At 70.4% G+C, this 21097-nt stretch carries 21 protein-coding genes and 1 pseudogene; 9 read left to right on the top strand and 13 right to left on the bottom strand.

The window, feature by feature from the left end; all coding sequences use genetic code 11:
• The first annotated feature begins 27 nt into the window (after window positions 1–27).
• From E1267_RS01680 to E1267_RS47765, 3 genes and pseudogenes are all read left to right on the top strand, one after another.
• On the top strand, window positions 28–780 hold the full coding sequence (locus tag E1267_RS01680; RefSeq protein ID WP_132328920.1) for a 3-hydroxybutyrate dehydrogenase: 753 nt from the start codon (window positions 28–30) through the stop codon (window positions 778–780).
• A complete protein-coding gene (locus E1267_RS01675) occupies window positions 777–2669 on the top strand; it encodes a helix-turn-helix domain-containing protein (protein ID WP_246063333.1) in 1893 nt (630 codons plus the stop codon). The genes E1267_RS01680 and E1267_RS01675 overlap by 4 nt, the downstream gene beginning before the upstream one ends.
• Window positions 2670–2722: 53 nt before the next feature.
• Window positions 2723–3114 (top strand): annotated as a pseudogene (locus tag E1267_RS47765) (MFS transporter); the annotation flags it as partial.
• Here the strand turns inward: E1267_RS47765 and E1267_RS01665 are convergent.
• Window positions 3088–5085, bottom strand: coding sequence for a glycosyltransferase family A protein (locus E1267_RS01665; protein ID WP_132328918.1), 1998 nt, complete (start codon window positions 5083–5085; stop codon window positions 3088–3090). The pseudogene E1267_RS47765 and the gene E1267_RS01665 sit on opposite strands and share 27 nt — an antisense overlap.
• 70 nt (window positions 5086–5155) lie before the next feature.
• Window positions 5156–5761, bottom strand: a complete 606-nt coding sequence (locus tag E1267_RS01660; protein WP_484213935.1) for an aggregation-promoting factor C-terminal-like domain-containing protein — start codon at window positions 5759–5761, stop codon at window positions 5156–5158.
• Window positions 5762–6150: 389 nt separating this feature from the next.
• Between E1267_RS01660 and E1267_RS01655 the strand changes: the two genes are divergently transcribed.
• From E1267_RS01655 to E1267_RS01645, 3 genes are read left to right on the top strand one after another with little or no spacing between them, the layout of a single operon-like run.
• Window positions 6151–6825 (top strand): response regulator transcription factor, encoded by a 675-nt coding sequence (locus E1267_RS01655; protein WP_132328916.1) that lies wholly within the window; start codon window positions 6151–6153, stop codon window positions 6823–6825.
• Window positions 6822–8234, top strand: a complete 1413-nt coding sequence (locus tag E1267_RS01650) for a sensor histidine kinase (RefSeq protein ID WP_132328914.1) — start codon at window positions 6822–6824, stop codon at window positions 8232–8234. The genes E1267_RS01655 and E1267_RS01650 overlap by 4 nt, the downstream gene beginning before the upstream one ends.
• Window positions 8231–8734 (top strand): hypothetical protein, encoded by a 504-nt coding sequence (locus E1267_RS01645; protein WP_132328912.1) that lies wholly within the window; start codon window positions 8231–8233, stop codon window positions 8732–8734. Before E1267_RS01650 ends, E1267_RS01645 begins: the two co-directional genes overlap by 4 nt.
• Here E1267_RS01645 and phoH2 read toward each other — a convergent pair whose 3' ends face one another.
• The 10 genes from phoH2 to E1267_RS01595 form a co-directional block, all read right to left on the bottom strand.
• Window positions 8735–10054 carry an RNA 5'-3' helicase PhoH2 gene (gene phoH2 / locus E1267_RS01640; RefSeq protein WP_281283577.1) on the bottom strand — a complete coding sequence of 440 codons (1320 nt, stop codon included), beginning with the start codon at window positions 10052–10054 and terminating at the stop codon, window positions 8735–8737.
• 206 nt (window positions 10055–10260) lie between these two features.
• Complete coding sequence (locus tag E1267_RS01635; RefSeq protein WP_132328910.1) at window positions 10261–11022, bottom strand: isoprenyl transferase; 762 nt, start codon at window positions 11020–11022, stop codon at window positions 10261–10263.
• Window positions 11023–11155: 133 nt separating this feature from the next.
• Window positions 11156–11581 carry an SCO6045 C-terminal-like domain-containing protein gene (locus tag E1267_RS01630; protein ID WP_132328908.1) on the bottom strand — a complete coding sequence of 142 codons (426 nt, stop codon included), beginning with the start codon at window positions 11579–11581 and terminating at the stop codon, window positions 11156–11158.
• A complete protein-coding gene (locus E1267_RS01625; protein WP_132328906.1) occupies window positions 11578–12393 on the bottom strand; it encodes an MbnB/TglH/ChrH family RiPP precursor modification enzyme in 816 nt (271 codons plus the stop codon). The genes E1267_RS01630 and E1267_RS01625 overlap by 4 nt, the downstream gene beginning before the upstream one ends.
• 1 nt (window position 12394) lies before the next feature.
• The gene (locus tag E1267_RS01620) at window positions 12395–13336 is read right to left on the bottom strand and encodes a TIGR04222 domain-containing membrane protein (RefSeq protein ID WP_165959418.1); all 942 of its coding nucleotides are present in this window, start codon (window positions 13334–13336) and stop codon (window positions 12395–12397) included.
• A 72-nt stretch (window positions 13337–13408) separates the two neighbouring features.
• Window positions 13409–15202: a phosphoenolpyruvate carboxykinase (GTP) gene (locus tag E1267_RS01615; RefSeq protein ID WP_132328902.1), complete on the bottom strand. Its 1794-nt coding sequence runs from the start codon at window positions 15200–15202 to the stop codon at window positions 13409–13411.
• Window positions 15203–15450: 248 nt separating this feature from the next.
• Window positions 15451–15975, bottom strand: a complete 525-nt coding sequence (locus E1267_RS01610; RefSeq protein ID WP_132328900.1) for a hypothetical protein — start codon at window positions 15973–15975, stop codon at window positions 15451–15453.
• 71 nt (window positions 15976–16046) lie between these two features.
• Window positions 16047–17318, bottom strand: a complete 1272-nt coding sequence (locus tag E1267_RS01605) for a C40 family peptidase (RefSeq protein ID WP_132328898.1) — start codon at window positions 17316–17318, stop codon at window positions 16047–16049.
• Window positions 17319–17323: 5 nt separating this feature from the next.
• A complete protein-coding gene (gene greA, locus E1267_RS01600; RefSeq protein ID WP_132328896.1) occupies window positions 17324–17824 on the bottom strand; it encodes a transcription elongation factor GreA in 501 nt (166 codons plus the stop codon).
• A gap of 108 nt (window positions 17825–17932) precedes the next feature.
• Window positions 17933–18352: a DUF4307 domain-containing protein gene (locus tag E1267_RS01595; protein WP_132328894.1), complete on the bottom strand. Its 420-nt coding sequence runs from the start codon at window positions 18350–18352 to the stop codon at window positions 17933–17935.
• Window positions 18353–18482: 130 nt separating this feature from the next.
• On the opposite strand from E1267_RS01595, the gene mca reads away from it, so the two are divergent.
• Genes mca through E1267_RS01585 form a run of 3 tightly spaced genes read left to right on the top strand, consistent with a single transcriptional unit; the run spans window position 18483 to window position 19852 of the window.
• Complete coding sequence (gene mca / locus E1267_RS01590) at window positions 18483–19367, top strand: mycothiol conjugate amidase Mca (protein WP_132328892.1); 885 nt, start codon at window positions 18483–18485, stop codon at window positions 19365–19367.
• Window positions 19368–19402: 35 nt separating this feature from the next.
• Window positions 19403–19567, top strand: coding sequence for a hypothetical protein (locus E1267_RS43990; protein WP_165959416.1), 165 nt, complete (start codon window positions 19403–19405; stop codon window positions 19565–19567).
• Window positions 19568–19852, top strand: a complete 285-nt coding sequence (locus E1267_RS01585; protein WP_132328891.1) for a GNAT family N-acetyltransferase — start codon at window positions 19568–19570, stop codon at window positions 19850–19852.
• A 3-nt stretch (window positions 19853–19855) separates the two neighbouring features.
• Here E1267_RS01585 and E1267_RS01580 read toward each other — a convergent pair whose 3' ends face one another.
• The gene (locus E1267_RS01580; RefSeq protein ID WP_132328889.1) at window positions 19856–21001 is read right to left on the bottom strand and encodes a hypothetical protein; all 1146 of its coding nucleotides are present in this window, start codon (window positions 20999–21001) and stop codon (window positions 19856–19858) included.
• Window positions 21002–21097: the final 96 nt, after the last annotated feature.

The raw sequence follows: 21097 nt of genomic DNA, 5'->3' as shown, positions 1-21097 counted from the left end.
AGCCACGACCGCCTAGAGTCAGGGGCCATGGCGAAGGAGCTGACGGGGCGGACCGCGCTGGTGACGGGCGCGGGCGGCGGCATCGGAGCGGCCTGCGCGCGGCGACTGGCCGCGGCGGGAGCCAGGGTGCTGGTCGTCGATCTGCGGGCCGAGCCGGCCGCAGAGGTGGCGGACGAGGTCGGCGGCGTGGCCGTCGTGGCCGATCTGAGCGAGCCCGGTTTCGTGGCCGCGCTGCCGGACGAGCCCGTCGACATCGTGGTCAACAACGCGGGCTTCCAGCACGTAGCGCCGGTCGAGGAGTTCCCGCCCGAGGTGTTCTCCTCGATGCTCAGGGTCATGGTGGAGGCGCCGTTCCTCATCGCGCGCAAGGTGCTGCCCGGCATGTACGCCAAGGGCTGGGGCCGGTTCGTGAACATCTCGTCGGTCCACGGGCTGCGCGCCTCCCCGTACAAGTCGGCGTACACCGCGGCCAAGCACGGGCTGGAGGGGTTCTCCAAGGTGGTCGCGCTGGAAGGGGCGCCCCACGGGGTGACCTCGACGTGCGTCTGCCCCGCGTACGTGCGCACCGGGCTGGTCGAGGCGCAGATCGCCGACCAGGCGAGGGTGCACGGCATCGCGCCCGACGAGGTGGTGAGGGGCATCATGCTGGAGCCGGCCGCGATCAAGCGGCTGATCGAGCCCGAGGAGGTGGCCGAGCTGGTCGCCTACCTGTGCGGGCCGGGCGGCGCGTTCGTCACCGGAGTGTCGCTCCCCGTGGACGGCGGCTGGACGGCGCGGTGACCGCCGCCAGGTTCCTCGAACTGCTGGCCAGGGAGGCGTCGGCGGTCGAGTTCGAGGGGCCGATCATCGCGGCGAGGGCCGCCGGCGCCGACCCGGCCGCGATCGAGGAGCTCGAACAGGCCAAGGTCGAGGCGCTCAAGGTGCGCGACCTGCTCAAGCGGCGGGCGAGGCGCGAGGCCGAGCTGTCGGCGCTGTACGACACGGCCGGCGACCTGGCGGCGCTGCGCGACCTCGACGCCGTGCTGGAGGCCATCGTGCACCGGGCCAGGCAGCTGCTGGCCACCGACATCGCGTACATGACGCTGCACGACCCCGAGCGGGGCGACACGTACATGCGGGTCACCGACGGGTCGATCTCGGCGAAGTTCCGGGCGTTGCGGCTGGCCATGGGGGCGGGGCTGGGCGGCCTGGTGGCGCAGACGGCGGTGCCGTACGCGACGGCCGACTATTTCGCCGATGCGAGGTTCCGTCACAAGGACGACATCGACGATGCCGTCACTGAGGAGGGTTTGGTCGCGATCCTGGGCGTGCCGCTGCGGCTGGGCCAGCGGGTGATCGGCGTGCTGATGGCGGCCAACCGCAGCGCGCGGCCGTTCCACCAGGAGGAGGTGTCGCTGCTGGCCAGCCTGGCGGCGCACGCGGCGGTCGCGATCGACAACGCCAGGCTGCTGCAGGAGACGAGGAACGCCCTGGAGGAGCTCTCCCACGCCCACAGAACGGCGAGGGCGCACGGTGACGCCGTGGAGCGGGCCGCGCTGGCGCACGACAGGATGACCTCGCTCGTGTTGCGCGGCGGCGGGATCGAGAACGTCGCGGCGGTGGTGACCGACGTGCTCGGGGGGTCGCTGGCGGTGCTGGACGACCTGGGCAGGGCGCTCACGGGTGACGTCGGGAAGCTGGACCAGGAGGTGTTCGAGGCGGCGCAGGCCTCCAGGGCGCTGGGCCGTACCGTGCGGAGGGGCGACCTGCTGATCGCGTCGGTGGACGTCGGCGGAGAGCAGCTGTGCACGCTGGTCCTGCGCAGCGACGACGCCGACGAGCGCATCCTGGAGCGGGCGGCGCTGGTGTGCGCGCTGCTGCTGCTGTTCCGCAGGAGCGTGGCCGAGGCCGAGGGGCGGGTCAGGGGCGAGCTGCTCGACGACCTGATCGCGCGGCCCGGCTCCCCCGGCCTGGCCGACCGGGCGCGCCGGCTCGGCGTCGATCTGAGCGCGCCGCACGTCGTCGTGGTGGTCAAGCACGCGGGGCAGCGCGAGCGGGCGGCGTTCTGGGCGTCGTCGCAGGCCACGATGTGGCACGGGCTGGCCGCGGGGCGGGGCGAGGAGGTCGTGCTGCTGCTGCCGGGCGACGACGCGGGCGGCAGCGCGCAGCGGGTGGCCGCCGAGCTGAGCGCGTCCCTGCACGGCCCGGCCACGGCGGGCGCGTCCGGGCTGCCCGGCGAGGGAGGGCCTCCGGCCGGGCCGCAGCACGTCGCCAGGGCCTACCTGGAGGCGCGGCGGTGCGCGGAGGCGCTCCTCGCGCTGGGCCGGGCGGGCGAGGGCGCGAGCGCGGCCGAGCTGGGGTTCGTCGGCCTGCTCGTCGGCGACGGCCGCGACGTCCGCGGTTTCGTGCGCGCGACGCTCGGCCCGGTGATCGAGTACGACGCCCGCAGGGGCACCGCGCTCACCGCCACGCTGGCCGCCTACTTCGGCTCGGGCGGGTCGCCGTCGCGTACGGCCGAGGCCATGCACATCCACGTCAACACCGTCACGCAGCGGCTCGACCGGGTCGGCAGGCTGCTCGGCGAGGGCTGGCTGACGCCGGAACGCGCGCTCGAGATCCAGCTCGCGCTGCGTTTGCACCGGCTCGGCCACACATCGGCCCCGCAGACTGTGGACGCCGACGCCATATGAGTGACGCCGGTCACTCCCTGCCGTGACCGGCATGGCCACATCCATCAAGAAGGCCGTCGCCGCGAGCCTTGACCGGCACGCTGCTGGCGTTCCTCACCTACGCCGTCGGGTTCGTCGCCCGCCCGTTCGGCGGCCTCGTCTTCGGCCACTTCGGCGACCGGCTCGGCCGCAAGACCCTGCAGGTCGTCAGCCTGCTGAGGACGGGCACGGCGACCTTCCTGATCGGCTGCCTGCCGACGTACGAGACGCTCGGGCCCGCCGCGGCGCTGCTGCTGACGGGGCTGCCGCTGGTGCAGGGGTTCACGCTCGGCGGTGGGTGGGGCGGCGCGGTGCTGATCGCCTCGGCGATCCACTTCGTCATACGCGGCCCGCGAGACCCGGGGCGGCGACCTGGCCGAGCGCAGGCCGCAGGACAGGCTCACTCCTTGAGGTACCGGTGCCCGCCCGCGCGCGCCAGCCGCACCAGGTGGCGCGCGCCGGGCAGCCGCCGGCCGATCCGGTGCAGCAGGGTGTCGCGGCCCATGGGCGATCTGCGTTCGGGGTCGGCCGCGGCGGCCGGGCGCACCTCGACCCGGCCCCTGCGCATCTCCAGCGCGAACCTGAGCCCGTACTCGCCGTCCGAGGAGCGCAGCGAGGACAGCCAGGTGCCGGGGCCGAAGTGGTCCTCCTCCGGCATGACACGCTTGACCGGCACCTTGGCCACGAGCTGCCCGGCGATCATGCCGGGCACGCCGGCCTCGACCAGCGCGGGTGCGCTCACCTCGCGGGCGCGCCGGCCGCTGCTGCGCAACACCAGCTCCAGCGGTGGCCCTCCGCTCGGCGGCACGTACGGGACCGGCAGCACGACGTACAGGTGGCCGTCGAGGTGCTTGACCGTCACGCCCGGCGACACGAGCGCGATCGACTCGGAGAACGAGCGCGGCTCGACGACCAGGCCCAACTCGCCCTGGTCGGTCCAGCAGGGCACCACGAGCCGCATCCTGGGCCGCTGGGCCAGCACGCCCAGGCAGTTGAGCGGCCCCTTGGCGCAGCCGACGCGGCTCCTGGCCTGGTTGGCGCCGCCGAACATGCGTACGTGCACCTCCCACTGCCCCGGCCTGAGCGGCTCGCCCAGCGCGGCGCTGGTGACGTCGAGCCTGACCTCCCCCTTGATCTGCACGCGGAAGCGGCGGCGGCCGTCCTGGATGCGTTCCACGTGCTGGGTCAGCGGCAGGAAGTGCACGAGCCCCGTGTCGGTGTGGCGGACGTAGACCTCGATGCGTGCCCGCTCGACCGCGTCGGTGACGTCGGTGACGCTCTCCGGCAGGCGCCTGGTGTCGATGGAGCGCGGCGGGATCCAGTGCAGGCGGTCGCCGTCGGTGCGGTACCTGTCGGGTGTGCCGTCGCTGCCGTGGACCTCCACGGTCAGCCCGAGCACGAGGACGTGGGCGTCCCAGCGCACCTCGGTCAGGTCGGAGCGCAGGCCCGCGCGCCTGGTGGAGTTGGCGAGGAGCACGATCTGGTCCAGGCGTCCCGTGCGCACGTACGCGGCCACCACACGCATCTGCACGGGCAGGTGGGCGTCGAGCCGCTCGGGGAACCGCTGGAAGACCAGCTCCTGGACCATCCGGAAGTGCATGCCGCGGTCGACGGACGAGTCGGCGAACCTGCTGGTCAGCAGAGAGCGCAGGACGACGGAGCGCAGCCAGTGGGCGTACATGCGGTCGCGCCGGCGGCCCTCGCCGACGTAGACGTCGATGTCGTCGAGCAGCGCGTTCAGCTCCTTGACGATCGTGCGCGGCTCGTCCTCCGCGACGGGCCGCGGGCCGAGGTGGCAGCAGACGTGCTCGGCCAGCACGGCGATGACCTTGGCGTGCAGGTACGCCCGCATCACGAACGCCTGCTCCCCCATCAGCCCGCCGGGCACGGGGAAACCCAGCTCGTGCTGCTCCAGGAAGGCGCGCCGGTAGAGCTGCTGCGGCACCAGCAGCGTGAGCAGCTTGTCGCGCAGGACGTCGGCACGGGCCGTGCTGCGCCCGAACGCGGTCGTCGGCGGCCCGTAGTCGCGGACGAGCCGGCCGATCAGCACGTCGGCGTCGGTCTCGATCGCCCGGTCGTGCATGCGCTCGATCGCGTCACGTTCGAGGCGGTCGCCCTGGTCGAGGAAGTAGACGTAGTCGCCGGCGGCGGCGGCCAGGCCGACGTTGCGGCCGCGCATCGGCGTGCCCGTGTGCGGCAGGTGCAGCGCGCGCACGTTGGGCCGGGCCGAGGCGATGGTGTCCAGCCGCTCGCCGATGCCGTCGGTCGACCCGTCGTCGACGAAGATCACTTCGTAGTCGTCCGCCGGCATCGTCTGCTCCAGCGCGGAGCGGATGCACGCGTCGGCGGTGTCACCCGGATTGCAGACAACGACGATCACACTGACCTTCACACCCATGCGGCCAGCGTGCGCCGATATACCCGTTCAGGCGCGGCGGCTTGCCGATTGAGGAGGGAAAGTTGACCTGTTAGTACCAGCCCACCGACTGGGAGTGGGCCCACGCGCCGCACGGCGTGCCGTAACGGCCCTTGATGTAGCCGAGGCCCCACTTGATCTGGGTGGCGGCGTTGGTCTGCCAGTCGGCGCCCGCGCTGGCCATCTTGGTGCCGGGCAGCGACTGCGGGATGCCGTACGCGCCGGAGTAGCGGTTCATCGCCCGCTCGTTCCAGCCGCTCTCCTTCTGCCAGAGACGTTCCAGGCAGCCCCACTGGTCGGCGCCCCAGCCCCTGGACGCCAGCATGGACTTGGCCGTGGCCTTGTTGCTGCCTGGGGAGGGGTCGCTGCCGGGCGGGAAGTTCGCCTCGGGGAACCCTTCACCGCCGGGGGCCCGCTCGGGGACGACCCAGTCGAAATCCTTGTCGTTGTCCTTGCCGGAGCGGCCCTTCTTGAGCTGGTCGGCGCGGTAGGCCTGTTCGGCGGCGTTCTTCAGGGCGTCGGTCTCGGGGTCGGGCCCTGACAGGTCGCCGCCGGCCAGCTTGGCGAAGTCGTCGACGGAGAGCGCGGCCTGCTGCGGTCTGTTGGCGTTCTGGACGGCGCGGTAGGCGACGAAGCCGCCGCCGCCGAAGACGATCACCAGGGCGACGGCGGTGATGACGACGCGTTTGGGCGTGACACGCGAACGCCGTCGCGCCGACGAGGGAGGGGATTCCTTCGGAGGGCGCTGTCGGCGACGCTCACTCAACTGCGGACCGGGGCTCACGGTCCCTGAGCTTGCCCTGTCTTGGGGGGTGGTCCGCAACCGAAACGCGGGAATCGCTTGGCGTAAGTTTGGCTGACTGTCGGGTTAGCGTGGCGTTTCCCGATCATTGTGAGTTTCATCACACAGGCGGGAAACCATGTGGCGTCCGTTCGCGACGCCAGGCCTCTCAGGACCGGCCGTCGGCGTTCCAGGACCGGGACGACGGAATGTCACAGTTTGGTGACGGAACTCGGATATTTCAGACATGCAACAATAATGTGCGCGTGGCTGGCATCCTCCTTGTTGAAGACGACCTCTCCGTCCGTACGGCCCTCGAACTGGCGCTGACCCGGCAGGGGCACTCCGTCACGTCCTACGCGACGGGCGAGGAGGCGCTCGACCACATCAGGTCCCGCCGCCCGGAGATCGCGATCCTCGACGTCATGCTCCCCGGGATCGACGGCATCGAAGTGTGCCGCCGCGTACGCAAGCTCGACCAGCTCCCCGTCATCCTGCTCACCGCCCGCGGCGACGACCTCGACGTGGTCGTCGGGCTGGAGGCGGGAGCCGACGACTACGTGGTCAAGCCGGTCGAGCCCAGGGTCCTGGACGCCCGCATCCGCGCCATCCTGCGCCGGGCGGAGTCGGCCGCCTCCGACCGCATCTCCTTCGGCGACCTCGTGATCGACCGGGGCGCGCTCAAGGTCACGCTCGCCGGCAAGGAGATCCACCTGACGCCGACCGAGCTGCGGCTGCTCCTGGAGCTCATCCGGCACCCCGGGCAGGTGCTCAACCGCCGCTATCTGCTGCGCGAGGTGTGGGACCACACGCACATCGCCGACTCGCGACTGGTCGACGCCTGCGTGCAGCGGGTACGCGCGAAGATCGAGCCCAAGCCGGGCGAGCCCGTGTTCATCCACACCGTGCGCGGATTCGGCTACCGGTTCAGTCCTCCGTGATCCCCCTGCCCACCGGCCTGCGCGCCCGCCTGGTCATCACGTTCACGCTCGTGGCCGTGGCCGCCTCACTGCTGGTGGCCACGATCGGCTTCGAGCTGGCCAAGACCGCGCTCGTCACCCGGGCCGAGACCACCGCGCTCGACCAGGTCACCCGGGAGCTCGGCAGCATCACCTTCCCCATCGGCCGGCTCAGGCCGGGCGAGGCCGCCCCCACGGCCAGGGACCTCGGCCGCGTCGCTCACGCGCTCAACGGCCCCGGCCGCAGCGTACTCATCGAGTACGGCGCCCAGATCGCCTCCGAGGGCCCGATGTCCATGAGCGACGTGCCCAACGAGCTCCACGGCCGGGCCAAGCAGAGCGTCGTCACCCAGCGAAAGATCATCCGCGGCGAGCTCTGGCTCATCGTCGGCGCCGAGGTCTACCGGGAGGCCGGCAACAGGATCGAGGCGACGGGCCTGCGGGCGTTCGTCTTCTTCCCGCTGCAGGACGACGAACGCCAGCTCGCCAGGCTCAGAATCACCTTCACCCAGATCGGCGTGGTCGTCGTGCTGATCGCGCTGGTCGTGGCGCTGCTGTCGGCCCGGCAGGTGCTGCTTCCGGTACGGCGGCTGAGCGCGGCCGCGCAGGCGCTCGGCGAAGGACGGCTGGACACGCGGCTGCCCGTGCACGGGCAGGACGAGCTGGCCGAGCTCACCAGCAGATTCAACGACGCGGCCGCGGCGCTGGAGCTGAGCGTGTCGGAGCTGCGCTCGCTCGAGGCCATGTCACGCCGGTTCGTCGCGGACGTCTCCCACGAGCTGCGCACGCCGCTGACCTCGATGACGGCCGTCGCCGACATGCTCTCCGAGGAGGCAGGACGGCTGCCCGAGGCGCCGGCCGAGGCCGTGCGTCTGGTGCTCAGGGAGATCGAGCGCCTGCGCGAGCTGGTCGAGCACCTGATCGAGGTCAGCCGCTTCGACGCGGGCACCGCCACGCTCAACCTCGAACCGGTCAACGTGGCCGAGGCCATCGACGGCTGCCTGGACGTACGCGGGTGGAGCGACCAGGTGATCGTGAAGGCGCCCCAGGGGCTGGCCGTCAACCTGGACCCGGCACGGTTCGACGTGATCGTGGCCAACCTCGTCGGCAACGCGCTCAAGCACGGGGCGCCACCGGTGCTGGTGAGCGCCAGAGCCACGCCGAGCGGCCTGGAGGTGAAGGTGCGCGACCACGGCCAGGGCATCCCCCGGGAGGCGCTGCCGCACGTGTTCGACCGTTTCTTCAAGGCCGGCGGAGGCCGCTCGCGCAGTCAGGGCAGCGGGCTCGGCCTCGCCATCGCCAGGGCCAACGTGCACCTGCACGGCGGCACGATCTCCGTACGCGCCCAGAACCCCGGCACCCTCTTCACCGTCTGGTTGCCCCACGCATGAAAGCCCACCGTCTCCTCACCGTCGCCGTGCTCGTCGCCGCCACGGCCTGCGGCATCTCGCCCACCGACGTCCAGGACCGCGGCAACGCCCCCACCACCAGGATTCCCCCGCCGTCCAAGACGATCTACCTGCTCAAGGACGGCCGGCTCGTCCTGGAGCCCGCCGACGTCGACAACGACACCGTCGGCAGCCTGCTGGGGGCGCTCTTCGACGCGTCGACCAAGCCGCTCGGCGAGCGTGACACGGCGCTGCGCGGCTTCACGTACATCGGGATCAAGGACTCGCTCAACCCGATCCAGCGGGACGAGGTGCAGTTGCCGCGTACCTCGACGCTGACCGTCTACATCAGGGGCGAGGGCACGCTGACCGATCTCGGCAAGGCCCAGATCGTCTGCACCGCCCAACAGGACGCGGCGTTCGAGCAGGTCAGGATCGTCCGCGAGAACGAGGACCGCCCCTCCAGGACGGAGGGGCGGTACACCTGCGGCGAGCTCAAATGATCACAGCGTGATGTCCTCCAGCATCTCCGTGACCAGGGCGGCGATCGGGGAACGCTCGGAACGCGTCAGCGTGACGTGGGCGAACAGCGGGTGGCCCTTGAGCTTCTCCACCACCGCCACCACGCCGTCGTGCCGGCCGACCCGCAGGTTGTCGCGCTGGGCGATGTCGTGGGTGAGCACGACCCGCGAGTTGGCGCCGATGCGGCTCAGCACCGTGAGCAGCACGCCGCGTTCGAGCGACTGGGCCTCGTCCACGATCACGAACGCGTCGTGCAGCGAGCGGCCGCGGATGTGCGTCAGCGGGAGCACCTCCAGCATGCCCCGGTCGAGCACCTCCTCGATCACCTCAGGCGATGTGATCGCGCCCATCGTGTCGTAGACGGCCTGCGCCCACGGGCCCATCTTCTCGCCCTCGGTGCCGGGCAGGTATCCGAGCTCCTGGCCGCCGACGGCGTAGAGGGGGCGGAAAACGACCACCTTGCGGTGCTGGCGGCGCTCCAGGACCGCCTCCAGGCCCGCGCAGAGCGCCAGCGCCGACTTGCCGGTGCCGGCCCGGCCGCCGAGCGAGACGATGCCGATCTCCGGGTCCATCAGGAGTTCGAGCGCGATGCGCTGCTCGGCCGAGCGGCCGTGCAGGCCGAACACCTCGCGGTCGCCGCGGACGAGCTTGACCGACTTGTCCGGCAGCACCCTGCCGAGCGCCGAGCCCTTGGCCGACAGCAGCCGCAGGCCGGTGTGCGTGGGCAGGTCCCTGCTCTCCTCGAAGTCGGCGGTGCCCTGGTCGAAGAGCGTCTCGACGTCTTCGGCCGTCACCTGGAGCTCGGCCATCCCCGTCCAGCCGGACTCGTGGACCAGCTCCGCGCGGTATTCCTCGGCCGACAGGCCGATCGAGGCGGCCTTGACCCGCAGCGGCAGGTCCTTGGACACCAGGACGACGTCGCAGCCCTCGGCGGCCAGCGAGCGGGCCACCGTCAGGATGCGGGTGTCGTTGTCTCCCAGGCGGAAGCCCACGGGCAGGATGGACGGATCGCTGTGATTGAGCTCAACCCTGATCGTGCCATCCCCGGTCGGCATCGGCTCGTCGAGCCTGCCGTACTGGATGCGCAGCTCGTCGAGGTAGCGCAGGGCCTTCCTCGCGAAGTAGCCGAGCTCGGGATGGTGCCGCTTTCCTTCCAGCTCCGTGATGACCACGATCGGAAGGACGACGTCGTGCTCGGCGAAGCGGGTCATCGCCGCAGGATCGGCCAGCAGGACCGAGGTGTCGAGCACGTACGTGCGCTTGGCCGGCTTGGTCGTAGGGTTGCTCGAGGACACTGCCACACGTTCTCCCCCGGGCGCCCATAGGTGCGGGCACCCTGCAGACGAGGCGGGAATCGGACCGGACCCGCGTCCCGACCGTTACGTGCCGTCGGCGCCGGGGTCCGGCCCCCCTCGGCAGTTCACGATGCAAAGGCGGGCCCTCTCCGAAATGTCCGTCCTGTGGCCGGACATTTCCAACGTTACGTCCTGAATACCCAGATGTCGCGTCAGGAACCGTAACGCCGGTGTCTCGCAGCGTAATCGCGCAGCGCTCGAAGGAAGTCGACCCTGCGGAAGTCCGGCCAGTAGGCCTCGTGGAAGTAGAACTCCGAATGGGCGCTCTGCCAGAGCATGAAGCCCGACAAGCGCTGCTCGCCCGAGGTCCGGATGAGGAGGTCCGGGTCGGGCTGGCCGCGAGTGTAAAGATGCTCCGCGATGTGCTCCACATCGAGCACCTCGACGAGGTCCTCGATGCTCGCCCCCTTGCTCGCGTGCTCCTGGAGGAGTGAGCGCACCGCATCGGCAATCTCACGCCTTCCTCCATACCCAACTGCAACGTTCACAATCAGGCCGGGACGGTGCGATGAGACTTCTTTTGCCTCTTTGAGGACATTCGCCGTGTGGTCCGGCAGCAGGTCGAGCGCTCCGACCGGGCTGATCCGCCACCCCTCGCTCACAAGTTCCCGCGTCACGTCCTCGATGATGCGCAGCAGGGGCTCCAGCTCGTCCCTCGGCCGGTTGAGGTTGTCGTTGGACAACATCCAGACGGTGACGACCTCGACCCCGAGCTCCCGGCACCAGCCGAGCAGCTCCGAGATCTTGTCCGCCCCCCTGCGGTGACCGCTGGCCACGTCGCGCATGCCCATGGCCCGCGCCCAGCGGCGGTTACCGTCGATGATGACCCCGACATGCCGGGGGACGCTGTCCTTGGACAGCTTGGCCTCCAGCCGGTGCTCATAGAGCCGGTAGACCAGATTGCGCAGGCCCACGGACGTGCCTCCCAGCGGTGCAATGACCTAACAGGCAATTATCACCGTGATTCGCCCGTGCCCGCCCCCTGGACCGGATTTCTGGTCGTCGGGGAACCTATCGTCGGCTCGGCCTATCGGACGATGTCCCCGGTCACTCCGGCCATCCGTCCGCTCGTGACCGACCCGGATCCCGGGACAGGAGACGCGACCACCAGCGGACCTTCCCGCGCGGGGCGGGCATGCGGCCACGGGCGCGCAACCAGTCGGCGAAGTCGTCGGCGTCCGCGCGGTAGCCGGGCGGCGGCGTGGTGCGGGAACGGGCGTAGGCGGCGTACTCGGAGGCCAGGTCGGGGCCCGCGGCGGCGGCAGCGTCGGGACGGAGCCTCGCCACGATGCCGCGCCGCTTGGCCAGCAGGCTCACCGCCTGCACCCGCATGCGCTCGGGGTCGAAGCCCTCAGGCGGCTCCGCACCCATGACGAGCGCCGCCACGACCCTCCCCTGCGCCTCCGCCAGCCGCCGCCGCACCTCCGCGTCCGGCACCGCTGCCTCGCCGCCAGGGAGGGTCGTGCCGCTCACCGCGGCTCCCCCGCCAAGGACATGGCCGCCCTGATCCTGGACAGCTCGGTCACGAGGACGTCGTCACTCGGGTAGTCCTCGTCCCACTCCAGCAGCACGCCGGGCGGCGTGGCACGGGCGCACAACTCGGTCAGCAGGTCGAGCACCGGCTGCGGCGCGACCTGGGTGTGCGTGTCGTGCCAGATCCCGTCGCGCTCGTAGCCGCCGGCCACGTGGACGTACGCGAGGTGCTCCAGCGGGAGCGCGTCGAGCGCCGCCACGGCCGACAGGCCCAGGTTGACCTGGTTGTTGTAGAGGTTGGCGACGTCGATGAGCAGCCCGACGCCGGTCGCCGCGACCAGCTCCGCGAGGAACTCCGCCTCGGTCAGCTCGTCGTCCGGCCAGCCGAAGATGGCGGCGACGTTCTCCAGGGCCAGCGGCACGGGCAGGGCGTCCTGGGCCCGCCGCACGTTCTCGGTGACCACCCGCAGCGACTCGCGGGTGCGCGGCACGGGCAGCAGGTGCCCGGCCTCGACGCCGCCCCCGCGTACGAACGCCAGATGCTCGCTGACCAGCGGCGCGTCGAGAGCCTGCGCGCAGGCCGCCAGATGGGCGAGCCGGGCGGGCGATGGCGGCTGCGCGTCGCCTACCCCGAGCGACACCCCGTGCGGGATCACCGGCAGGCCGCGTCCGCGCAGCACCCGTAACGACTCGGGCAGCTGGGCCGGCCTGATGTTCTCGGCGACCACTTCGAGGAAGTCGACGCCGTCCATCCGCTCGATGGTCAGGTCGAGCTCGCTCCGCCAGCCGATGCCCACTCCCAGCCCGGCCATGTCAACCTCCTCCTCCGCCACCACCGCCGCAGCCCGATCCGCCGCCGCAGCTCGACGACCCACCACCGGGGTCCATGCCGCCGAAGGAATCGCTGCCGAAGGTGGTGCCGGAGCCGCTGAAGCTGCCGCAGGCGCCGGCGCAGTCACCCCCGGGTACGCCGACGGACAGCTCGTCGCAGAGCAGCCGGTCCCCCGACTCCGTCAGCCCGTACAGCGCGACGGGGATCGCCACGGCCGCGGAGAGCGAGCGCGGATCACGTACGCCCCTCGGATGGTACGCGTGGGCCGACCGCAGCACCTCGCGGCCCTCGCGGGTGACGACGTTGCGCAGCCTGCGCCGCTGCCGGTAGAGCGCGATGAGGCTGGTGACGAGGGCGAACAACGCGAAGAACACCGCCCCCACGTACACCGTCTCCTCACCGGCCACGCCCATGACGGCCAGCACGATCAGCAGCACCAGGTAGCCCGCCGCGCCGGCCACCACGAACCGCAGCCGGTCACAGAGCCGCCGGGCCTTCTCGAACGCCGACTGCGGCACGATCAGCCCCTTGCGCTCCAGCTCGGCGGCGAGCTCGGCGAGCGCGGGATGCGACTCCAGCTCGCGGCGCAGCTCGCTCGCCTGGTAGCCGCCCGGCCGCGCCGCCGTCGCGTCGAGCACCGCCTGCTCAAGCGGCACCGGCGAGGGCGAGGCGCCGTGCACGGCGGTGACCCGCGAGCCCCGCGAGACACGGATGGCCCCGGCCGAGGCGAGCACGGCCAGCGCCGTGTTGAGCGCCCGGCGCGGCCCGCCCGACAGGTAGGCCAGCTCGTAAGGGCCCAACTGGTGGCCGGCTCTGGCGGGTTTGGCCCCGCTGACCCTCACGCGCTCGCGTTCGGCGCGCTGCTCCACCACGCCGACCAGGGCCACGATGGCGATCGAGGCAATGATCAGTACGAAGTCCACGTGCTGCCTCCCCCGCGGTACGGCAAGCCGCCAAGTTAGACGGCGCAGCCGTACCGCACAAGGGGGCGGCGCTCAGCTGAGGCGGTCGAGCAGGGCGTTGTACTCGTCCCACAGCTCCTTCGGCAGGTGGGAGCCGAACGTCTCGAAGTGGGCCGGGATCAGCGCGGCCTCCTCGCGCCACACCTCGCGGTCGACGCTCAGCAGCGTCTGCAGGTCCTCCTCGGACAGGTCGAGGCCCTCGGTGTCGAGGTCGGCGGGCAGCAGGCCGATCGGTGTCGGCACCGCCTTGGCCTCGCCGTTGAGCCGGTCGACGATCCACTTGAGCACGCGGCTGTTCTCGCCGAAGCCGGGCCAGATGAATCTGCCGCCGGCGTTCTTGCGGAACCAGTTGACGTAGTAGATCCGGGGCAGCACGGCACCCTCGCGGCGCCCGATGTCCAGCCAGTGGCCGAAGTAGTCTCCCATGTTGTAGCCGCAGAACGGCAGCATGGCGAACGGGTCGTGGCGCAGCTCGCCGACCTTGCCCTCGGCGGCGGCGGTCTTCTCGGAGGCGACGTTGGCTCCGAGAAAGACGCCGTGCTCCCAGCTCAGCGACTCCGTCACCAGAGGAACGGCGGTGGCGCGGCGGCCACCGAACAAGATCGCCGAGATGGGCACGCCCTTGGGGTCCTGCCACTCGGGCGCGATGATCGGGCACTGGGACGCGGGGGTGGTGAAGCGCGCGTTCGGGTGGGCGGCGGGCTCGTCGCTGGCAGGCGTCCACGAGCGGCCCTTCCAGTCGGTCAGGTGAGCGGGGGGCTCCTCGGTAAGCCCCTCCCACCACACGTCGCCGTCGTCGGTGAGCGCGACGTTGGTGAAGATGCTGTTGCCCCAGAGAGTCCTGACCGCGTTGGCGTTGGTCACCTCGCCGGTGCCGGGCGCGACGCCGAAGAAGCCGGCCTCCGGGTTGATGGCGTAGAGGCGGCCGTCCTCGCCGAAGCGCATCCAGGCGATGTCGTCGCCGATGGTCTCGACCTTCCAGCCGGGGATCGTGGGCTGGAGCATGGCGAGGTTGGTCTTGCCGCAGGCGCTCGGGAAGGCGGCGGCGATGTAGCGCGCCTCACCCGAGGGTGGCGTCAGTTTGAGAATGAGCATGTGCTCGGCCAGCCAGCCCTCGTCGCGGGCCATGGCGCTGGCGATGCGCAACGCGTAACACTTCTTGCCGAGCAGGGCGTTGCCGCCGTAGCCGGAGCCGTAGGACCAGATCTCGCGGGTCTCGGGGAAGTGGCTGATGTACTTGGTGGAGCTGCACGGCCACGGCACGTCCTCCTGGCCGGGCTCCAGCGGCGCGCCCACGGAGTGCACGGCCCTGACGAACGAGCCCCGTTCCTCGATGAGCCGCAGCGCCCTGTCGCCCATGCGGGTCATGACGCGCATGGACACGGCGACGTACGCGGAGTCGGTGATCTCGACACCGAGCTGGGAGATCTCCCCGCCCAGCGGGCCCATGCAGAAGGGCACCACGTACATCGTGCGGCCGCGCATGCAGCCCTTGAACAGCTCGCCGAACGTCTCGCGCATCTCGCCGGGCGCAATCCAGTTGTTGGTGGGCCCGGCGTCCTCCTCGCGCTCCGAGCAGATGAACGTGCGGTCCTCGACTCTCGCCACGTCACTCGGGTCGGACTTGGCGTAGAAACTGTTGGGCCTGGCGGCCAGGCGCGTGAACGTCCCCTGCTCGACGAGAAGGTTCGTGAGGCGCGTCCACTCCTCCTCTGACCCGTCGCACCACTCGATCCGGTCGGGCTGGGTCAGAGCAGCGATCTCCTTTACCCACTCGGCCAATTCCCTATTGCTGGTCGGTGCGGGCACTTCCACGGAAACGGACACGACGTCGACTCCTCCACTCTCTCAGGGCCCAGTCATCATTAACGACGAAGCGGTCGGAAAGCCAATTGGCATAGACCTGTCGGCGCGGCCGTCGTCGCAGGCAGCGCCCCTGGCGATTGGGGGAGCCTACCCAACGGGAACGGATTCAAAAGAAGCAATTCCCGGCAGTGGTCCAGTCCAATTCGGCTGGTCTAAACCAATTCCCGCAGTGGTTTAGTCCATTGCTCCGGCCGTTTCCGCTGGGTGGTCTAGGAATTTACGTCGGGCCCTTCGGAGCGAACTCGGTCGACGTGCTGGAGCGCCTCCCTCAGATCGCCGAGCCACGTGTCGGCGTTCTTGCCGACCAGGCGTACGCACCAGGCGAGCGCGTCGCTGCGACTCCTGGCCACGCCCGCGGCCACCAGCGTGTCGAGCACGCGGCGCTCCGACTGGCGCAGCCGGGTCATCACGGGCACGGAGAGTGTGGTGAACATCACAGTATCGCCGCCGCAGACAACGCCCCAGGAGACCTTCTGGCGGAACTTGCGCTCGGCCTCCTTGGCGATCTCGATCCGGCGCTCGCGCGTCTCCTCCCTGAAGCGGCGGGCCAGCCCGTCGATCAAGGCGGACCGCTCGGCCTCGGGAACGTCGGCCGGCGGCTCGGGCAGCCGGCCGAGCACCGCGATCTCCTCGCGGTCCCTGACGATCTCGGGCGCGCCGGTGAACCAGTCACCGGGCAGCCGCCCCGCGAACCAGCCGTGGATCTGTGCCGTCACATCATCATCGCTAGCCATGTAATCATCATTACACCGTTGTTCGGAAGATCGCACCCATGGGTACGGAGCACTGCGCGCGAAGGAAAGGCCTAGCGGACCTTGGATGCGGCCACGGGGCTGACCCGGACCACCCCGGCGAGGTTACGCCTGTTCACCGGGACGATCTTGACCACGTCGCCCGTGCGGGGCGCGTGCAGCATCTTGCCGTCGCCCCAATAGATCGCCACGTGGGAGATGTAGGCGGGGTTGGTCGGGTCGTTGCGCCAGAAGAGCAGGTCGCCGGGGTGCGCCTGCGACAACGGCACCTGCGGCCCTGTCACCCACTGCTGGTGGGTCACCCGGGGCATCCGCACGCCCGCCTGGGCGAAGGCCCACTGGACCAGGCCGGAGCAGTCGAAGGTGTCAGGACCTTCGGCACCCCACACGTAGGGCCTGCCGATCTTGGACACCGCCGCCTTCAGCGCCGCCGTGAGCTGCTCACCCGTCATGAACGAGCCGGCCGGCCAGTTCTGCCTGACCTTCTGCGGCGGCGGCAGGACCGGGTTCACCATGACCGCCTGCGCGCCCTTGGGCAGGCTGGCGAGGATCTTGTCTCGCAGCTTGGCCGAGTTGGTCTTGGGGGCACTGACGATGAGCGCGTTGTCGCGCGGCAGCCCGAGCGTACGGCCGACGTCCTTGGACACGACCGCGTCGACGGCGCCGAAGCCGGTGGTGGCGTAGGCGCCGATGCGCAGCGGCCCCGCCGGACCCGCCACCCGCCGGTGCAGGGAGAGCCCGCCGTCGTTGCCCAGCACGAACGACACCGCCACGTCACCGGCCGCGACGTTCTGCCACAGCGGGTCGGAGGCGGCGGTCACCTTGGGGGTGAAGGAACGGAAAGTGGACGGGTCGACCGCGAGCGTCTGCACCCGCTTGCCGTCGAGCGTGATGGAGGCCGCGTCGGCCAGCTCCAGCGCCCGCACGCCGCGTACCTTCGCCACCTTCTCTAACTGCTTCTGCGTGAACGGCTTGCGAGAGAGCACGAATAGGTTGGGCTTGTGCAGCTTGCTCAGCGGCGTCACCGGCCGGACCGTGTCGGTCGGCTGCTGCCGCTGCGGCTCGCTGCGCTGGGGCCGCTGCTGGGCCATGAGCGACTGCTCCGGCTCGGCCGCCCGCACGCCGCCGGGATCGTTCTGCGGCGGCTGCACGAGCAGCAGCACGTCGGCGGTCAGCACCGCGACCAGCGTCACCACGATGAACGGCACCAGTTTGTACGTGTCACGCCGCTTGCGCGACCTGACGAGAAAGCTCAGGTCCTGCCGAATTCCGGTGGAAGGCGAAAACGCCGCCGGGCCAACGGGGGCCCGGCGGTTGTCGTCCATGGGAGTCAGTTGCCGATGTACGGCACAGCCTCGAGGATCTCGACGGTGTTCTGGCGCCCGTTGGGCAGGGCGTAGGTCGCCTTCTCACCGATCTTCTTGCCGTTGATCGCCGCCCCGAGCGGGGACTTCGGCGAGTAGACGTCGATCGGCGCTCCGCTCTCCTCGCGGGAGGCGAGCAGGAAGGTCACCTCGTCGTCGTCACCCACGAACCTGATGGTGACGGTCATGCCGGGGCCCACCACGCCCTCGGCCTTGGGAGCCTCTCCGACCTGGGCGTTGTCGAGGATCTGACGGAGATGGAAGATGCGGGCCTCCATCTTGCCCTGCTCGTCCTTGGCGGCGTGGTAGCCGCCGTTCTCGCGCAGGTCACCCTCTTCCCGGGCGGCCTCGATCTTCTTGGCGATGTCGACGCGCCCGGGGCCCGAGAGATACTCGTACTCCGCCTTCAGGCGGTCGTACGCCTCCTGCGTCAGCCATGTGACGTTCTCATCGCGAGAGTCGGCCACGGGTTCTCCTTGCTTGCCTAGGGGGCCCTGAGGTCACTTGAGGTTACGTACGGTTGAATTGCGAAAGGCTAACAAGTCAGTCGCTCCAACGCTTCCCCAAATGTCTCACTATACGAGATTGCAGTACTGGATGTGGACGGAAGTGGCCCGACCACTGGTGCCGAGGCTCTCCTTGAGCTGCTTACTACCCTCACCAGCCGGGATTCTTACTTCCTTGCTGCCGACTTCCCCGTGATTGACATCCAGCGCCCGCAGGCGGCAGACAGCCACTCTATCGTCTGGCTTGTACACCTCAAAGGTGATCTCCGCGCGGGTCGGGCTCTCCACGTTGAACGTCACGACCTGCGACGGCGCGTCCGAGCCGCCCGCCGTCATCGACCACATCACGTAGCCCCAGCCACCGGCGATGATGGCCACCAGCACGCCGATCACGAGGTGCACGACGAGTCTGCCCCTTCGCCGTGGACGATCGGGGAAGTCGTCGGGTGTGCCGAGAACGGGCCCGTTCTCGACATCTCTGGTGGCCATGGCGGAATCTCCCTGCACTCCCTCGGCGTTATCCGAGACAATTGTCGCCCGCGAGGGGAGTGCCCTCGCGACCGCCCAGCTGAAACTAACCTCTCTGGGCGACTGACCGGTCCTTGAGGAGATCTCGCCCGTGAGTGCACCGTTGAGGTTGATGGCCGTCCACGCCCACCCAGATGACGAGTCGAGCAAGGGCGCCGCCACGATGGCGCGCTATGTGCGCGAAGGCGCTGACGTGCTGGTCTGCACGCTGACCGGGGGTGAACGCGGATCCGTGCTCAACCCCAAGATGGACCGCCCCGAGATCGTGGCCAACATCGGGGAGGTGCGCAGGGCCGAGATGGCGCGGGCGCGCGAGATCCTCGGCGTGGAGCAGCGTTTCATGGGCTTCGTCGACTCCGGCCTGCCGGAGAGCGAGGAGGAGGAGCTGCCCGAGGGCTGCTTCGCCGTGCAGAAACTTGAGGACGCCGCCGCGCCGCTCGTGGCGGCGGTGCGCGACTTCAGGCCGCACGTGATCATCACGTACGACGACGACGGCGGCTACCCCCACCCCGACCACGTCATGACCAACAGGGTCTCCGTCGAGGCGTTCGAGGCGGCCGGCGATCCCGACCGCTATCCCGGGACCGGCGACCCGTGGCAGCCGCTGAAGCTCTACTACCAGATGGGGTTCACCAAGGAACGTTTCGAGGCGCTGCACGAGGCGATGAACGAACGCGGCCTCGGCTCCCCCTACGCCGACTGGATCTCCCGCTGGGAGGACCGCCCCGCCAAGTGGCCGGTGACCACGCGCGTCCCGTGCGGCGACTACTTCCAGGTCCGCGACGAGGCCCTGCTGGCGCACGCCACCCAGGTCGACCCCGACGGCTTCTGGTTCGTCTGCCCGCGCGAGCTGCAGCAGGAGGTCTGGCCGACCGAGGACTACCACCTGGCGCGCTCGCTGGTCGACACCGGGCTTCCGGAGGACGACCTGTTCGCGGGCATCCACGCCGACGACGTCTCCCCCGCCTGCCACTGACCCGAGCATGGGGCGCCGGTGGCAGACTGGGATGCGTGACCGTACTAGCAGCGGGTGATGTGAGCCCGGGTGTGCTCGGCTTCGTCGTCGTGGCCGCCATCGGGCTGGCGCTCTATTTCCTCGTCAAGTCGATGAACAAGCAGATGACGAAGATCGAAGTGCCGCGCGAGGCCGAGCTGACCGACAAGAAGGCCGAATAGATGCCGGCGGACGTGGTCGACAACTCGGCGAAGAGCCGCTTCGAGATCCTCGTGGACGGGCAGGTCGCCGGGTTCGCCGACTACCGCCTGCTGCCCACGAAGATCGTGTTCACGCACACCGAGGTGGCACCGGAGTTCGAGGGGCAGGGGCTGGCCGGCGAGCTGGTCGGTCACGCGCTGCAGATGAGCGCCGACACCGGCCTGCGTGTCGTGCCCCTCTGCTCCTACGTGGCGAGATACATCGAGCGCCACCCCGAGTTCCAGGACATCACCGACGCCCGCTGAGCCTCACTCGGCGGGCGACCAGGCGCGTTCGAGCGCCTTCGGCAGCCCCCACCAGCCCAGCGGGGTGAGCACGTCGTCCTTGTCGACGATGCCGAGATAGCCCCACAGGCTCACCACGGGAGCGAACAGTCCCTCGGTGGCGCCGAGGTCGTCGCCGTCCTGCTCGTCGACGTCGATGTCCTCGGACTCGGCGATGAGCCGCGCCATCCGCTCGGGCGAGGCCAGCACCCCCGGCCCGAGCCTGGCCAGCGCCGCCACCCCGGCCAGCCAGTCGGCGCACTGGATGGCGTGCAGATGGGCCAGCGTCGCGTCCTCCATGCCGATCTCCCTGTCGAGATCGGCGAACTCCTCCAGCAGGTCGCCGTTCTCCAGCAGGTCGGAGACAGGGCTCACGACGCCCGCCGCCACGGTCAGCCACAGGTCCAGGTCGTCGTCGGGCATCGGCCGGTCCTCGAACCCGGCACAGGCCCGCAGCACGTTGGCGGGATAGCCCGGCAGGGCGAGCAGCGCGCGCAGGCGTACGGCGGCCGTGTCCAGCTCGTCGGCGGGCAGGTCGGGCTGCTTGGGCAGGCCCGCGACGATGCGCCGCAGCTCCGACAGCGCGAAGGCCTCCTCCTCGTCCCAGGCCGAGAACAGCTCCTCGTCCTGCTCGTCGCTGACGGCGAAGCCGGGCACCCGGCCGTCGGGCAGTGGCGTGCTCAGCCAGTGTTCCTGCAGCTCCTCATAGGCCCTGCGGGCCCCCGGGTCGCCCGCGGCCAGCGCGTCGGGGTCGATCTCCCCCGCCGCGACCCGCTCCTCCAGGAACGCCACCAGGCGGGCGAACATCTCGGTCGCCACGGGCCCGCGCTCGTTCTCCTCCGGCCAGACGAAATAGCTGGGCGTCATGAGGATCGGCTCGGTGCCGGTCGACTCGATCCAGCGTTGGACGTCGCCCACGGTCGCCACGCCGGACTCGATCGATCGCAGGGTCTCCTTGGCCGACTCCCAGAACGGGCGGGAGAGGGGGTTTCCCGCCGACATCATCGCGCGCCGCAGGTCGGGCAGCGCCACCAGCGCCACCCCGGAAGGCACGGCGAGCAGCGCCCGCGCCACGTCTCTGCGTGTGAGCGCGGTCACCGGGCGGCCCGCTTGCGTGCAGACGAAGTCCATGTCCACCATCCGTAACCTACGCCGTCACCGCCGCGCCAGTCAGCCAGGGGCGGCCGAGGGGCCCTGTCATGATCCTTTTTCTCCGCGGCGTCTAGG

It is taken from the genome of Nonomuraea longispora (assembly GCF_004348345.1).
Taxonomy (GTDB): domain Bacteria; phylum Actinomycetota; class Actinomycetes; order Streptosporangiales; family Streptosporangiaceae; genus Nonomuraea; species Nonomuraea longispora.
This window is presented reverse-complemented; position numbering and strand designations above follow the sequence as displayed.

Bases quoted from the DNA above. Each gene is read 5' to 3' on its own strand.
- E1267_RS01645 (WP_132328912.1), top strand. From the start codon at position 8,231: ATGAAAGCCCACCGTCTCCTCACCGTCGCCGTGCTCGTCGCCGCCACG.
- E1267_RS01665 (WP_132328918.1), bottom strand. From the start codon at position 5,085: ATGGGTGTGAAGGTCAGTGTGATCGTCGTTGTCTGCAATCCGGGTGAC.
- E1267_RS01595 (WP_132328894.1), bottom strand. From the start codon at position 18,352: ATGGCCACCAGAGATGTCGAGAACGGGCCCGTTCTCGGCACACCCGAC.
- E1267_RS01625 (WP_132328906.1), bottom strand. From the start codon at position 12,393: ATGGCCGGGCTGGGAGTGGGCATCGGCTGGCGGAGCGAGCTCGACCTG.
- E1267_RS01580 (WP_132328889.1), bottom strand. From the start codon at position 21,001: ATGGACTTCGTCTGCACGCAAGCGGGCCGCCCGGTGACCGCGCTCACA.
- E1267_RS01605 (WP_132328898.1), bottom strand. From the start codon at position 17,318: ATGGACGACAACCGCCGGGCCCCCGTTGGCCCGGCGGCGTTTTCGCCT.
- E1267_RS01680 (WP_132328920.1), top strand. From the start codon at position 28: ATGGCGAAGGAGCTGACGGGGCGGACCGCGCTGGTGACGGGCGCGGGC.
- E1267_RS01585 (WP_132328891.1), top strand. From the start codon at position 19,568: ATGCCGGCGGACGTGGTCGACAACTCGGCGAAGAGCCGCTTCGAGATC.
- E1267_RS01610 (WP_132328900.1), bottom strand. From the start codon at position 15,975: ATGGCTAGCGATGATGATGTGACGGCACAGATCCACGGCTGGTTCGCG.